Source organism: Streptomyces sp. NPDC107498, assembly GCF_055582805.1.
Genome location: NZ_JBVJPE010000009.1, coordinates 14,730 through 27,271, shown reverse-complemented (window position 1 = coordinate 27,271; position 12,542 = coordinate 14,730). Strand labels below are relative to the sequence as shown.

Sequence of the window (12,542 nt, the reverse complement as noted above, 5' to 3'; positions counted from 1 at the left end):
CGGGCCCCGGCCCGGATCACCGCGCGGGGGCGGGGCCGTACCCGCCCCGCCCCCGTGGCGGTCTCCTACACCGCCAAGGGCTCCCGCCTGCGCGCCTCCACCGCCGTCCTCGCCTCCGCGAGGGCGAGGCCCGTCACGGCGGCGAGCAGCAGCAGGGTGCCGAGCACGATCGCGGCGGTGAGCCGCTCGCCGAGCAGCGAGACCGCGATCAGGGCGGCGCTCACCGGCTCCAGGAGCATGATCACGGAGACGGTGGCGGCCCGGACGACGGCCGCCCCGGCGAAGTACAGCGCGTAGGCGAGCGCGGTCGGCACCGCCGCCACGTACACGAGCAGCAGCAGCACGTTCACCGGCGCGCCGGTGTGCGGGACGAGCCCCTCCGCGAGCGCCGCGGGCAGCAGCCCGACCGCCCCGATCGCGAAGGCCCACGTGGTCGTCGCCAGGGCGTCCGCACCCCCGCCGTCACGGCCGAGCCACCGGGTGAGCAGGGTGGTCGCCGCGTATCCGGCCGCCGAGACCACCGCGAGGAGGACGCCGAGCGGCCGCACCTCCGCGGCCCCGCCGCCCAGGACGAGGACGAAGAGCCCGGCGAGCGCTCCGCCGACGGCGGCGACCCCGCCGCGACCGAGGCGCTCCCCCATGGTGAGCCGGGCGCCGATCGCGATGAGGACGGGGCCCGCGCCCAGGCTGACGACGGTGCCGACCGCGAGGCCGGTCGCCTCGACGGCGGCGAAGTAGGCGCTCTGGAAGACGGCGAGGCCGATGCCCGTGCCGAGGACGCGGGCCGTCCTGCGGCCGCGCGATGCGGTGCCCGTGCGGGCGGAGGGGCGCCGGGGCCGCAGCGCCAGCGCGCCCAGGAGCAGGGCGAGGCCGCCGGCGCAGCGCCAGAAGGAGAGGGCCAGCGGGCCCATGTCGCTGACGCGGAAGATCAGCGAGGCGGCGGCGCCGGCCGTGCCCCAGGCGATTCCGGCGACGACAAGACAGAGGAGGCTCCGCCCGACGGACAGGGCGGATCCCGAGGAGTTCGACACGTGGGTTCTCCGGGGAAGACGGGAGGGGAGGGTGGTCGCTGGACTCCGCGCGCGGGCAGCGACGAACCGCCCGGCGGCGAGGGGTCGCCGCCCGGGCCCGGTCTTCGTCGAGGAGGGTCTCTCCCGCGCGCTAGGCGGCGGGAGGCGGAAGCACGGTCGAATGCATGGTCCGCACCCTACGGGGCGGTTCGCCCGGCCGACAACCGCGCGTCCCGCCCGGCCTCCGCCGCGTCGGAACCGGAACCGGAACCGGCTCCGGACGCGACCCCCGTCCCGGCATCGGCCACGGATCCGGTGACCGGACCCGGCGCCGGTGCCTTCGGCGTCGAGGACTGGGCGATGAAGGCCCCGACCAGGACCACCGCGCCGCCGACGATCTGCGGCACGCCCAGGTGCTCGCCGAGCAGGATCCAGGCCAGGACGGTCGCGATGACCGCCTCCAGGCAGGCCACGACGCCCGCCACCTGCGGGGAGAGCCGGCGCACCGAGATGACGCCGGTGACGTACGCGAGGACGGTGGCGATCAGCACGATCCAGCCGAGCAGCAGCCACGCGGGCACGCTCGTCCCGTCCATGTCGGCGCGCCCGGCGAGGACGCCCCAGTCCATGCCCCAGGGCCGGGCCACGGCCGTGAGGACGAGCGCGCCGACGAGCAGTCCGTACGCGATGACACCGACCGGATCGGCCCGCTCGGCCTGCTCGGCCCCGTCGGCGCCCTGGTCGGAGAGGACGAAGTACCCGACCTGGCAGCAGGCGGCGGCGAGGGCCAGGAGCAGTCCGACGAGGTCGAAGGTCAGCCCGGACCAGACCTGCACGACGCACGCGAGGCCGCCGGCGGCGAGGACGACGCCGAGGGCGGCGGCGCGGGTGACGGGTCGGCGCTGGACGAAGCGGACCCAGCCGAGGACGAGGGCGGGGGCGAGGTACTCGACGAGCAGGGCGACGCCGACGGGGATGCGGGATATCGAGGCGAAGTAGAAGGCCTGGACCCCGGCGACGGCGAGCAGGCCGAAGCCCACGAGGAGGGCGGGTTTGCGGCGCAGGAGGTCCCGGTGGCGCCAGGCCACCGGCAGCATGACGAGCGCGGCGCCGGCCACCCGGAGCCACACGACGTGGAGCGGGTCGAGTCCCGCCTCGATGAGCGGCTTGGCCGCCACTCCTGAACCACCGAATGCGAAGGCCGAGGCCAGGGCGAGTCCCAGGCCGGCGCTTCTCCCCTGAGACGCGTGCATCGGGCCATCATGACAGGACGCCGTCAGGGGCGTAACCCCCGTTACACCTGTTGAGACGGCTCCTCGTCGCGGGCGGCCGGGAGGCCGGTGACGCGGGCGGTCAGCGCGGCCGGATCGATCCCCGCGCGGCGCAGCACCTCCGCGGCGCGGCTCTCGGGATCGGCGGCGACGGTCACGAGCAGGTCGACGCCGCGGGCCTGCTGCTCGCCGCGCCCGGCGGCCCGCAGGAAGGCGCCCTCCAGGGCGACGGCCGCGGCCGGGGACCACGGGGAGGGGCGGGCGCCCGGGGCTTCCGTCCCCCGTGCGGCGGGCAGCAGGCGCCGGGCCGCCGATCCCTCCTCCGTCCGCTGCCAGCGCAGGCCGTAGCCGATGGAGCGCTGGGCGAGATAGCCGAGGACGCGGGCGAGCCGATGGCCGCCCTCGAAGGCCGCGCCGACCTCGGGGTCGGACTCGACGAGCGAGTGCAGGAGGTGGGCGGTGTCGATCTGACGGTCGCCGTCCCGGAGCGCCCTGCGCCGCGCGCCCGACACGACCGCGGCGAGCGGGGGCGTCAGGAAGGGCGCGACCGCGGCGAGCGAGGGTGTCGGGAGGGACACGAGCTCCGCGCGCGGGGCGACGGACGGCGGGAGGGGCTGGGGGCGCGGGACGGGATGGTGCACCCTCCCACCTCATCAGGCCGGAACGGCCGGAGCATCACCGGGGAGAAGCATGTCCGCATCCCACCGGGGTTGGGCACGGGCGCACGGTTCCTCCTCCTTGCGGATGAGATCGCGCGCGTCGCCCCCGAGAGGCGCGCGCCGCCTTGCTTCGCGCCCCCTTCGCAACCACGGCCCCCTTCCCGCGCGTCCTCCGGTCGTGTTCTGGACGGTGGGCCTGCTCGCACGCGACGGGCGGCAGTACGTGTACCGGGTGTACGCACCCCGGGAGTCGCTGCCGGCCGATCTGTTCTGGGCGGCCTTCCACTGCCACGAGGAGGACGGGGCACCCCGGGCCTCCGACAGCTTCGACGCGGCGGAGATCCGGTGGGTCGGCGGCGGAACGGGCCCGGCGACCGCGGAACTGACGGTTCATCAGTATTGAATGTTCACGGCCGCCCCGCTACGTTCCGCGACACCGGAACCCAGTTGGCACGCGTGAAGGGGTGGTCTGATGGCCGAAGTCAGCGCGGAGGCACGGATCGAGGCGCCGGCCGGAAAGGTCTGGGCGCGGCTCACGGACTTCTCCTCGTACGGCGAGTGGAACGCCACCCACACCGGCTTCCCGAACGGCGGGCCGACCGCCCTGGAGACGGGCGCGACCTTCACGGAGAACATGAAGCTGATGGGCTTCCCCGCCGAGGTCCTGTGGACGGTCGAGGAACTGGAGGCCGAGCGGGCGCTCGCCGTCCGGGGCAAGGGCCCGATGGGGGTCGTCGTCGCCACCCGTTACTCACTGGCGGCGGAGGGGGACGCCACGACGGTACGGATCGACGGAGAGTTCACCGGCGCGGCGGTCTCCCTGATGGCGGGCAGGCTCAAGGACTCGGCGACGGCGGCGCTGACCGAGTCCCTGCGCAGGCTCTCGGGCCTGGTGACCTGAGCCGTGCGCACGGGGAACGCCGGAGGGGCCCCGCGACGGTCGTCGCGGGGCCCCTCCGGTGGCGCGCGCCGACTCAGTGCTCGTCGGCGAGGATCAGGTACAGCTTCTTGCGCGCCTCGTTGATCACGGTGATCGCCTTCTGCCGCTGCTCGGCGCTGCCGGTCTTCCAGACCTGCCCGAACGCCTCCATCAGGCCGGAGCCGGCCTGCCGGATCTCGTTCAGGGCGTCCCAGTCGATCCCGCGCCCGGCCGCCTCCCACGGCGCCTCGGGGCCTTCCTCGGCCTCGGCGCGCCCGGCCTCGGTGAGCGTGAACAGCTTCTTGCCGCCCTCGGTCGCACTGGTGATCAGCCCCTCGTCCTCCAGCATCTGGAGGGTCGGGTAGACCGAGCCCGGACTGGGCTTCCACGCCCCGTCGCTGCGCTCGCCGATCTCCCGGATCATCTCGTAGCCGTGCATCGGACGGTCCTTCAGGAGCGCCAGGATCGAGGCGCGCACGTCACCGCGCCGCGCCCGTCCCGGGCCGCCCCCGCGCCCCCGCCCGCCGAAGGGACCGCCACCGAAGGGGCCCCCGCCGAACCCGGGCCCGAACGGCCCGAACGCGGCGCGCCGCCCCTCGAAGTCGCCCCGGGGCCCGGGGCCGCAGCCTCCACGACCGTGTCCGTTTCCGTACTCGTGTCCGTGTGAACGCATCGCAACGCTCCTTCCGTCGAGATTCCATCGTCGAACTGTCGCGATGCCTCAACGATATATCGGAACTGTTCGGCGAGCAAGACCCGACAGGTCGGTCGCGAAGAGGGAAGCGCTAACGCCGCGGGACGTCCCTGACGAAGACCAGGCCGTCGCAGTCCGCCAGGTGCGCCGGGTCGAGCGGGGCGTAGCCGAACCAGGGGGACACGCGCGGCGCGGGCCGCTCGGCGCCGAGGACGGCGGCCAGCCGCCGGGCGTCCACGACACAGCGGTCCTCCGGAAGCCCGTACAGCAGCCCCTCCAGGGTGTCCGCCGGCGGCGCGTCCACGCCCCGGTGCCGGATCGTGCCGAGGGCCGTGGCCACGAAGGCGTACTCGTCGCCGAGCTCGGCGCCGACCAGCGCGCCCGCGCTCCACCACTCCAGCGGCTGCCCGCCCATCCGCATCGAGCTCTTCTCCCGCTGGAGGTGGGAGTTGTGGGCGTGGGCGAAGACCGGGCCCCGGTCGGCGAGCGCGAGGAGGTTCCGGGACATCATCCGGTCCCGCACGCCCGCCAGCCGGGCCAGGCGGGTCGGCGAGGCGTCGGCCATCCAGTGGTGGTAGCGCAGCAGACCGAGCGCCGTGCGCCCGTACAGGCGCGCCCGGTCCCCTTCGTCCGCCGAACTCACCGTGACGAGGTGCGGCCGCTGCTCGTCGAGCAGCGCCACCAGCTCGTCGGCGAGCAGCCGCAGCCGGCCCGCCTCGGCCGACCGCCCCACGGAGCGGTCCGGCTCCCACATCGCGGCGGGGTCGGTCCACCGGTCGTCGGCGCCGATCAGGTCGTCGAGCGCGTCCGCGGTACAGGGGAGCAGGTCCGCGTCCACCCGGGCCGAGAGGTATCCGTGGAGTGCGACGAGGGCCCGCCGGGGGCTCGCGGCGGCGGTGATCTCCAGCGGACCGTCGAATCCGGCGAAGCGGACCTGCTCGGACGCGGGTCGGCCCTCGTTGTGGGCGCGCATCCAGCGGACGAGTTCGCGGTTGGCCGCGAAGGCACCCCAGTCGTGGCTGAAGCCGTGCTCCACGGCCTCGTCGAGGGTGCCGGTGCCCGACGTGACGTGGTCGTCCACGACCAGGCCGTTCAGACAGTCGGTCTCGAGCGCGATCGTCCGGTATCCCTCCTGCTCGACGAGCTGCCGGAAGAGCTCGTTGCGCAGGTCGAGCAGAGCCTCCTCGCCGTGGGTGGGCTCGCCCAGGGCGAGCAGCCTGGGCCGGCCCCGGAGCGGCCCCATGAGGGCAGCAGCGTCGACGGCACGGGCGGTGTCCTTGATGTCAGTCGCCATGCCTTCCACGCTATCGTTGAAGTTCCGGTGGAAACTTGTGCGCGGAAGACCCGCGATATCGTCGGCTTCATGGGGAAGAACCTTCAAAGCGGGGGTCGGCTGAGGCCGGTCGATCTGGCCCGCGCGCACGGTCTGTCCACGCAGGCGGTCAGGAACTACGAGGAGGCCGGCATCCTCCCCGCGGCCGATCGCACCCCCGCCGGCCACCGCGCCTACACCCCGCTGCACGCCGGCGCCCTGCGCGCCTTCCTGGCCCTGCTGCCCGGCCACGGACACCCGACGGCGGCGTCGATCATGCGGGCCGTGAACCGGGACGCGGTCGACGAGGCGTTCCGCCTGATCGACGAGAGCCACGCCCAGCTCCTCGACGACCGGCGAACCCTCCGGGCCGTGGAGAGCGCCCTCCGCGACCTGGACCCCGCCACGACGACGGACCCGGCCCCCGCCGCGACACCCGGGCCGGTCGCGCCGCCCGGCCCCGGCGCCACGTTCATCGGACCGCTGGCCCGGCAGCTCGGCATCCGTCCCGCGACGCTCCGCACATGGGAGCACGCCGGCCTCGTGCGCCCGCGCCGCGACCCCCGGACCGGGTACCGCGTCTACGAAGGATCCGCCGTGCGGGACGCCCGGCTGGCCCACCAACTCAGGAGGGGCGGCTACCTGTTGGAGCAGATAGCGCCGTTGCTCGACCAGGTGCGGGCGGCCGGGGGCGTCGAGCCGCTGGAGGCGGCGCTCGACGATTGGCACCGTCGCCTGTCGGCCCGCGGGCGCGCGATGCTGACCGGGGCCGCCGAACTGGAGGCGTATCTCCGCGCCCAGGAATGAGATCGCCCCGAGCCGGCGGGGAGTGGCAGGATCGACGCCGTGCCGACGCGTTCGCTCCTGCTCGAAGCCCGTGGCCTGTGGGAGCGACTGGCCGGGGAACCGGGGTCGTTCCCGCCCACGGGCGGCAGGAACGTGATCGTGTCACCGGCATCCGGGCTGTGCCCGCCCGGCTGGATCGGTGTGGTCGCCCTCGGCGGGTCGGCGCTCGTGACCGCGCCGGACGGGAGCACCGCCGCGACCGTGCGCACCGCCCTGGCCGACCTGCCGGTGGAGGCCCTGGTGGACGCGGCCGCCGTCCGCGAGGTGCTGCCCGTGGCCGGGGTGCTCGGCCCCGCGACCCTGGCGTACGTGACCCCGGCGGGGTTCCGCCCGGCCGCCGGCCCGTCGGCGGTGGAGCGGCTGCCCGGCGGCCATCCGGCGCTGCGCGCCCTGGAGCAGGCCGCCGGCGAGGAGGATTCCGCGGAGGCCGCCCTGGACGGGATCACCTCGCGCGCGTTCGTGGTGCGCGAGCACGGCCGGGTGGTGGCCGCCGCCGGATACCGGGCCTGGCCCCGACGGACCGCGCACGTCGGCGTGTTGACGGCTCCCGGGGCGCGAGGCCGTGGACTGGCGCGGACGACGGCCTCGGCGGCGGTCGCCGAGGCCCTCGCGGCCGGTCTCCTTCCGCAGTGGCGCGCGCGTCCCCCGGCCTCCCGGCGGGTCGCCGCCGCGCTGGGCTTCGAGGAACTGGGCGCGCAGCTCTCCCTGGAACCGGCCCCGGGCGGACCGGCACCGCGACCGCTTGCGACACTCCTGTCGTGATCGACGAGGACGACGCCCCGCTCCACACCCAGTTCACCGCCCCCGGATCGCTGCCCGCCGGGCTCGTGGCGGCCCTCGTCGCATGCTGGACCGAGGTGAGCGACGCGGGCGGCGCGGCCGGGTTCCCCTTCGCGCCGGTCGACCCGGCCGAGGTCGCCGCCGCGGTCGACCGCATCGTCGCGGGACTCGACCCGGCGAGCAGCCGTCTCGTCGTCGCCACGGTCGACGGCGTCCTCGCGGGCTGGCTGTGCCTCCGTCGCGACACCCACCCGCTGGTCGCGCACTGGGGCACCCTGCACCACGTCCAGACCCGTCTCGGGGTGCGCGGGCGGGGCATCGGCGCGGGTCTCGTGCGACGCGCCCGCGCGATCGCCCGGGAGGAGATGGGTCTGGAGCAGCTGCGGCTCGCGGCACGCGGCGGCGTCGGGCTCGAGGAGTTCTACGGCAGGCTCGGCTGGCGGGAGATCGGCCGCTGGCCCGGAGCGCTGCGCCTGGCCCCCGACGACGACCGCGACGAGATCCTCATGGTCCTGACGCCCCTGTGACCCCGCACCCCGCGGGGGGGCCGGGGCGGCACCGGCACCGGCCCGGGCAGGACGGACCGGTCCAGTTCTCCGCGATTGGCCTTGGTCCGCGGTTTTCCGTCCCCGGTACGGTCGGTCGCATGCGCATCCGAATCGTCGACGCCTTCACCGACCGGCCCTTCTCCGGCAACCCGGCCGGAGTCCTGCTCCTCGACTCCTTCCCCGACGACGCCTGGCTCCAGAAGGTCGCCGCCGAGGTCAACCTCTCCGAGACCGCCTTCGCCCACCCGCTGCCCGCCGGCGGCGAGGCGGACTGGGCCCTGCGCTGGTTCACCCCGACCACCGAGGTCGACATGTGCGGGCACGCCACCCTGGCCACGGCGCACGTCCTGCACACCACCGGCACCGCGAGCGGCACCGTCCGCTTCGCGGCCCGCTGCGGCGTCCTGATCACCACGACCGAGGCCGACGGCACGATCACGATGGACTTCCCGACCTCCTCCCTCACCCCGCTCCCCGTTCCCGAGGGCCTGGAGAAGGCGCTCGGTGCCGAGATCGTCGCCGTCCACGACACGGCCGACCACATCGGCGACCTCGTCGTCGAGCTGCGCGACGAGGCCTCCGTCCGCTCGCTCACGCCGGACTTCGCCGCCCTGAAGGACCTGTCCTCGCGCGGCGTCATCGTCACCGCCGCCGCCGAACGCCCGCACGACGGGTACGACTTCGTCTCGCGCGGCTTCTTCCCCGCCGTCGGCATCGACGAGGACCCGGTGACGGGCAGCGCGCATACCGCGCTCGCCCCGTACTGGTCGGCCAGGTTCGGCCGCGAGGAGCTCACCGGCTTCCAGGGCGGCGCCCGCACGGGCCTCGTCCGCACCCGTACGAACGGCGAGCGCACCCTCCTGAACGGCCACGCCGTCACGGTCATCGAGGGCGACCTGCGGGTCTGACGTACGAGAGGGGGCGTGCGGCGGTCGCCGGACGCCCCCTCTTCCGCGTCCGGTCACGCGGTGGGCAGCCAGCCCACCTTCCCGGCGAGCAGCCCGTACCCGACGAAGGCCACGACGTCGAGCAGCGCGTGCGCCACGACCAGCGGCCCGACCCGCCCCCAGCGGCGGTACAGCAGCACGAAGACCACGCCCATCACCACGTTGCCGATGAAGCCGCCGACCCCCTGGTAGAGGTGGTACGAGCCGCGCAGCACCGAGCTCGCCAGCAGCGCGGCCGGCGGCGTCCACCCCAACTGGCCCAGTCTGCGCAGCAGATAGCCGACGACGACGACCTCCTCCAGGACGGAGTTCTGCACCGCCGAGAGGATGAGCACGGGATACTTCCACCACACGTCGGGCAGGGACTCGGGCACCACCGTCAGGTTGAACCCGGACGACCGCGCCGCCAGGTAGAAGGCGAGGCCCGCGCTCCCGATCCCGGCCGCCAGCAGCGCCCCGCGCCCGAGGTCGGACCACGGCCGGGTCCGGTCGAAGCCGATGGCCCGCAGTCCCCGCGTCCCCGGTCCTTCCCGCATCAGCAGATGGGCGACGAGCACGACCGGGACGAGTGCCGTGGCGATGTCGAAGAGCTGCCAGGACAGGTCGAGCCAGGGCCGCCCGGGGGCGTACGAGCCGTTGAGCTTCGCCGCCTGGTCCTTCAGCGCCCCCGGCCTGGTCAGCGAGCCGATGAAGCTGATGAGCGCGGACACCCCGCTCGCCCCGAGCGAGAGCGCGAGGACGATGAGCGTCTCGGAGCGCAGCACGCGGCGCGGCAGGCCGTCGGGGGGCAGGGACGCGTCCCTCAGTCGTTGCTCCGACACCACACCTGTCTCCACTTCCCGTCACGGGGGCACACGCCGTTCCGCGGTCCCGGACGGCCGGGACCACCTTGACATGATCACCCATGCTCCGGACGGGTCCGGGGTCGGTCGATCCCCACCGGCCAGGTGTGCACCGGTTCGCCCGTGAGCATGAGCGTCCGGTACCGCCGGGTGGTCGCCGCGAGGGCGGCCTCCCTGTCGAGGCCCGCCCCGAGGGCCCGGTGGAAGGTGTCGGCCTGCCAGGAGGCGCCGTTCACCCGCCGCAGACAGCGCTGCTCGATCACCCCGAGGTAGAAGTCCCGGTCCGCCGGCTCGATGTGCCAGGCGTCGAGCCCCGCCGCGGCGAGCGGCAGCAGTTCGTCGAGGACGAGCCGTACGGCCGGGAGGGTCGCGATGCCGCCGGCGCGTCCCGAGCGGGGCCAGCGCAGTTCCGCCTCGATGCCGTGGCGGCAGGCGGTGTCGAAGTTGGCCTCGGCGTCCTGGAAGGCCATGCGCTTCCACACCGGCCGGGGATCGTCGGCGAGCGAGCGTACGAGCCCGTAGTAGAAGGCCGCGTTCGCGATCACGTCGGTGACGGTCGGCCCCGCCGGCAGCACCCGGTTCTCGACGCGCAGGTGCGGGACCCCGTCGACCCAGCCGTACACGGGCCTGTTCCAGCGGTAGACGGTGCCGTTGTGCAGGACCAGTTCCTGGAGGCGCGGCACCCCTCCCCGGTCGAGGACGAGCAGCGGGTCCTCCTCGTCGCAGAGCGGCAGCAGGGCGGGGAAGTAGCGGACGTTCTCCTCGAAGAGGTCGTACACCGAGTCCACCCACCGCTCCCCGAACCAGGTGCGGGGCCGTACTCCCTGGGACTGCAGCTCGGGCGGCCGGGTGTCGGTGGCCTGGGTGAAGAGCGGCGGCCGGGACTCGCGCCACAGCTCGCGGCCGAAGACGAAGGGCGCGTTGGCCCCGAGGGCGATCTGGACGCCGGACACGGCCTGCGCGGCGTTCCACACGGAGGCGAAGCGGGCGGGCGTCACCTGGAGGTGCAGCTGCACCGAGGTGCAGGCCGCCTCGGGCACGATCGACTCCGAGGTGCACAGCAGTCGTTCGACGCCGTGGATGTCGAGGGTGAAGTCCTCGCCGCGGGCGGCGAGGATCTGGTCGTTGAGAAGGGTGTAACGGTCGTTGTCCGAGAGGTTCTCCGGGACCAGGTCCTTCTGGGCGAGCGTGGGCAGTATGCCGATCATGACGACGCCCGCGTCGAGCTCCGCCGCCTTGCGGTCGGCATATCCGATACCGGTTCCGATCTCTTCCGCGAGCCGGTCGAATACACGCCCGTCGAGCTGGTGGGGCGCGATGTTCACTTCGAGGTTGAACATTCCGAGTTCGGTCTGGAAATCGGTGCTGGCGATCTTTTCGAGAACCGGCCCGTTGAGCATCCTGGGCAGCCCGTCGGAGCCGGCGAGATTGAGTTCGATCTCCACGCCCATGAGATTGCGCGGCCGGTCGAACCTCTTCTCCGCGAGGAGTCGCGCGAGCCCCGCGAGACACTGCTGGAGCTTTCTCCGGTACTGCTGCCGGTCGGACGGGCCGAACCCGCCGGCCACGACCTTCTCCCCCATCGAAGCGTCCCTCCCAGAGTGGGCGGCCGCCAGGACGGCCGCGCGTCACGGACGATGATGCCCACCCCGCTGATCCACAACGCCTGCGGAACCGGCCTGTCGAAGGATAGGCTGGACGGAGAGCTCCACCGGCACATCCCGAAGGCAAGGAACGCGCGACATATACCAATGTCGTATTTTCCGTGGACCCCGGGTCGGAATTCAGCCGTCCGCCTTCGCGAGGAATACGCAGGTGAGCGAGGTATCGTCCTCGTGATTCCGCTTCAACTCCCTCTCATTACGGCCTGATGACGCCTTGTCAGGAATATCCACGGGGTCTAGCGGAAACACTGTGTGAACACGTGTCGTATAAACTCCGCGGACGAGGCAGAGTGTTGGCGCCCGGCCATGGCCCCATGGCCCTCCTCTGGCCCCGCCGCCGACAGCGCCGTCGTACCTGCCCACGCGTCACCGTGTCTCCTGAGTGAGAGGCGACCCACCATGCTCCGACCCTCCACGGCCCCCGCGCCGGCCCTCCGCAGCGTCCTCGCGGCCCTCGGCTCACCGACCGCCGTCCGCGAGCCGCGAACTCCCGCGCTGCGGGCCGCACAGGGACCGCTGAGCCCCGAACCCGCCCTGCCCGTGCACGTCCTCGACGTCGCCGGAGCACCGGGGCTCGCCCCCCGCACCCGGCTCGCCGGCTGGCGCTTCCTGATCCGTAGCGGGGACCGGGCGATCGCCGCCGCGGACACCATGCTCACCCCCGACGGCTGGGCCTTCTCCCACTTCTTCGAAGGTCCGTACGTCTCCGCCACGGAACGGGCCCTGCTCCAGGCCGAGGCCCTGCCCGTCACGTACCGGCCGAGGCTGCTCTCCGTACCGGAGCTCTACATGCTGACCCTCTGGCTGTGCTCCGGCCCCGAGACGGACCCGGTCGCCGACGCCCCCGCCGCCGACGACCTGATGGTGCCCCTGGCCCCCGCACCCCCGGGGATCGCGGCCCACCGCCCGTACCAGGTCGCCGATCTCCTGCCCGTGCTCAGCACACGTCTCGCGCCGCCGCCCCTCCTGGGCTCGCCGGCGCCCGCCTGACCCGGCACCCGCGCGCCCCCGCCCCGTGACCCGGCCGGGTCACGGGGCGCACTTCTGTCC

14 protein-coding genes are annotated in these 12,542 nt (G+C 74.0%); 7 read left to right on the top strand and 7 right to left on the bottom strand.

Going from position 1 to position 12,542, the window contains the following annotated elements; genetic code table 11:
- Positions 1–65: 65 nt before the first annotated feature.
- From ACZ66Z_RS17620 to ACZ66Z_RS17610, 3 genes are all read right to left on the bottom strand, one after another.
- On the bottom strand, positions 66–1,031 hold the full coding sequence (locus ACZ66Z_RS17620) for a DMT family transporter (RefSeq protein WP_469934874.1): 966 nt from the start codon (positions 1,029–1,031) through the stop codon (positions 66–68).
- Between the two features lie 176 nt (positions 1,032–1,207).
- Positions 1,208–2,263, bottom strand: coding sequence for an EamA family transporter (locus ACZ66Z_RS17615; protein WP_469934873.1), 1,056 nt, complete (start codon positions 2,261–2,263; stop codon positions 1,208–1,210).
- Positions 2,264–2,304: 41 nt separating this feature from the next.
- Positions 2,305–2,922: a Clp protease N-terminal domain-containing protein gene (locus ACZ66Z_RS17610; protein WP_469934872.1), complete on the bottom strand. Its 618-nt coding sequence runs from the start codon at positions 2,920–2,922 to the stop codon at positions 2,305–2,307.
- A 196-nt stretch (positions 2,923–3,118) separates the two neighbouring features.
- On the opposite strand from ACZ66Z_RS17610, the gene ACZ66Z_RS17605 reads away from it, so the two are divergent.
- Positions 3,119–3,343: a hypothetical protein gene (locus ACZ66Z_RS17605; protein WP_469934871.1), complete on the top strand. Its 225-nt coding sequence runs from the start codon at positions 3,119–3,121 to the stop codon at positions 3,341–3,343.
- Positions 3,344–3,412: 69 nt separating this feature from the next.
- Positions 3,413–3,841 carry a type II toxin-antitoxin system Rv0910 family toxin gene (locus ACZ66Z_RS17600; protein WP_469934870.1) on the top strand — a complete coding sequence of 143 codons (429 nt, stop codon included), beginning with the start codon at positions 3,413–3,415 and terminating at the stop codon, positions 3,839–3,841.
- Positions 3,842–3,914: 73 nt separating this feature from the next.
- On the opposite strand, the gene ACZ66Z_RS17595 is transcribed toward ACZ66Z_RS17600, so the two are convergent.
- Positions 3,915–4,532, bottom strand: coding sequence for a PadR family transcriptional regulator (locus tag ACZ66Z_RS17595; protein ID WP_469934869.1), 618 nt, complete (start codon positions 4,530–4,532; stop codon positions 3,915–3,917).
- Between the two features lie 112 nt (positions 4,533–4,644).
- A complete protein-coding gene (locus tag ACZ66Z_RS17590) occupies positions 4,645–5,847 on the bottom strand; it encodes an erythromycin esterase family protein (protein ID WP_469934868.1) in 1,203 nt (400 codons plus the stop codon).
- Between the two features lie 69 nt (positions 5,848–5,916).
- Here ACZ66Z_RS17590 and ACZ66Z_RS17585 point away from each other — a divergent pair, with 69 nt between their 5' ends.
- From ACZ66Z_RS17585 to ACZ66Z_RS17570, 4 genes are all read left to right on the top strand, one after another.
- Entirely contained in the window at positions 5,917–6,672 is a 756-nt protein-coding gene (locus tag ACZ66Z_RS17585) for a TioE family transcriptional regulator (protein ID WP_469934867.1), read from the top strand.
- Positions 6,673–6,711: 39 nt separating this feature from the next.
- A complete protein-coding gene (locus ACZ66Z_RS17580) occupies positions 6,712–7,473 on the top strand; it encodes a GNAT family N-acetyltransferase (protein WP_469934866.1) in 762 nt (253 codons plus the stop codon).
- Positions 7,470–8,018, top strand: coding sequence for a GNAT family N-acetyltransferase (locus ACZ66Z_RS17575; protein ID WP_469934865.1), 549 nt, complete (start codon positions 7,470–7,472; stop codon positions 8,016–8,018). The genes ACZ66Z_RS17580 and ACZ66Z_RS17575 overlap by 4 nt, the downstream gene beginning before the upstream one ends.
- A gap of 119 nt (positions 8,019–8,137) precedes the next feature.
- On the top strand, positions 8,138–8,947 hold the full coding sequence (locus tag ACZ66Z_RS17570; protein ID WP_469934864.1) for a PhzF family phenazine biosynthesis protein: 810 nt from the start codon (positions 8,138–8,140) through the stop codon (positions 8,945–8,947).
- Between the two features lie 53 nt (positions 8,948–9,000).
- Here the strand turns inward: ACZ66Z_RS17570 and ACZ66Z_RS17565 are convergent, their stop codons facing one another.
- Positions 9,001–9,792, bottom strand: a complete 792-nt coding sequence (locus tag ACZ66Z_RS17565; protein WP_469935261.1) for a CPBP family intramembrane glutamic endopeptidase — start codon at positions 9,790–9,792, stop codon at positions 9,001–9,003.
- Between the two features lie 92 nt (positions 9,793–9,884).
- On the bottom strand, positions 9,885–11,411 hold the full coding sequence (locus ACZ66Z_RS17560; RefSeq protein WP_469934863.1) for a glutamate-cysteine ligase family protein: 1,527 nt from the start codon (positions 11,409–11,411) through the stop codon (positions 9,885–9,887).
- 480 nt (positions 11,412–11,891) lie between these two features.
- On the opposite strand from ACZ66Z_RS17560, the gene ACZ66Z_RS17555 reads away from it, so the two are divergent.
- Entirely contained in the window at positions 11,892–12,482 is a 591-nt protein-coding gene (locus tag ACZ66Z_RS17555) for a hypothetical protein (RefSeq protein ID WP_469934862.1), read from the top strand.
- Positions 12,483–12,542 lie beyond the last annotated feature (60 nt).

Excerpts from the sequence above, each read along its gene's own strand:
- ACZ66Z_RS17615 (WP_469934873.1), bottom strand. The coding sequence starts at position 2,263 with ATGCACGCGTCTCAGGGGAGAAGCGCCGGCCTGGGACTCGCCCTGGCC.
- ACZ66Z_RS17600 (WP_469934870.1), top strand. The coding sequence starts at position 3,413 with ATGGCCGAAGTCAGCGCGGAGGCACGGATCGAGGCGCCGGCCGGAAAG.
- ACZ66Z_RS17595 (WP_469934869.1), bottom strand. The coding sequence starts at position 4,532 with ATGCGTTCACACGGACACGAGTACGGAAACGGACACGGTCGTGGAGGC.
- ACZ66Z_RS17590 (WP_469934868.1), bottom strand. The coding sequence starts at position 5,847 with ATGGCGACTGACATCAAGGACACCGCCCGTGCCGTCGACGCTGCTGCC.
- ACZ66Z_RS17585 (WP_469934867.1), top strand. The coding sequence starts at position 5,917 with ATGGGGAAGAACCTTCAAAGCGGGGGTCGGCTGAGGCCGGTCGATCTG.
- ACZ66Z_RS17570 (WP_469934864.1), top strand. The coding sequence starts at position 8,138 with ATGCGCATCCGAATCGTCGACGCCTTCACCGACCGGCCCTTCTCCGGC.
- ACZ66Z_RS17560 (WP_469934863.1), bottom strand. The coding sequence starts at position 11,411 with ATGGGGGAGAAGGTCGTGGCCGGCGGGTTCGGCCCGTCCGACCGGCAG.
- ACZ66Z_RS17555 (WP_469934862.1), top strand. The coding sequence starts at position 11,892 with ATGCTCCGACCCTCCACGGCCCCCGCGCCGGCCCTCCGCAGCGTCCTC.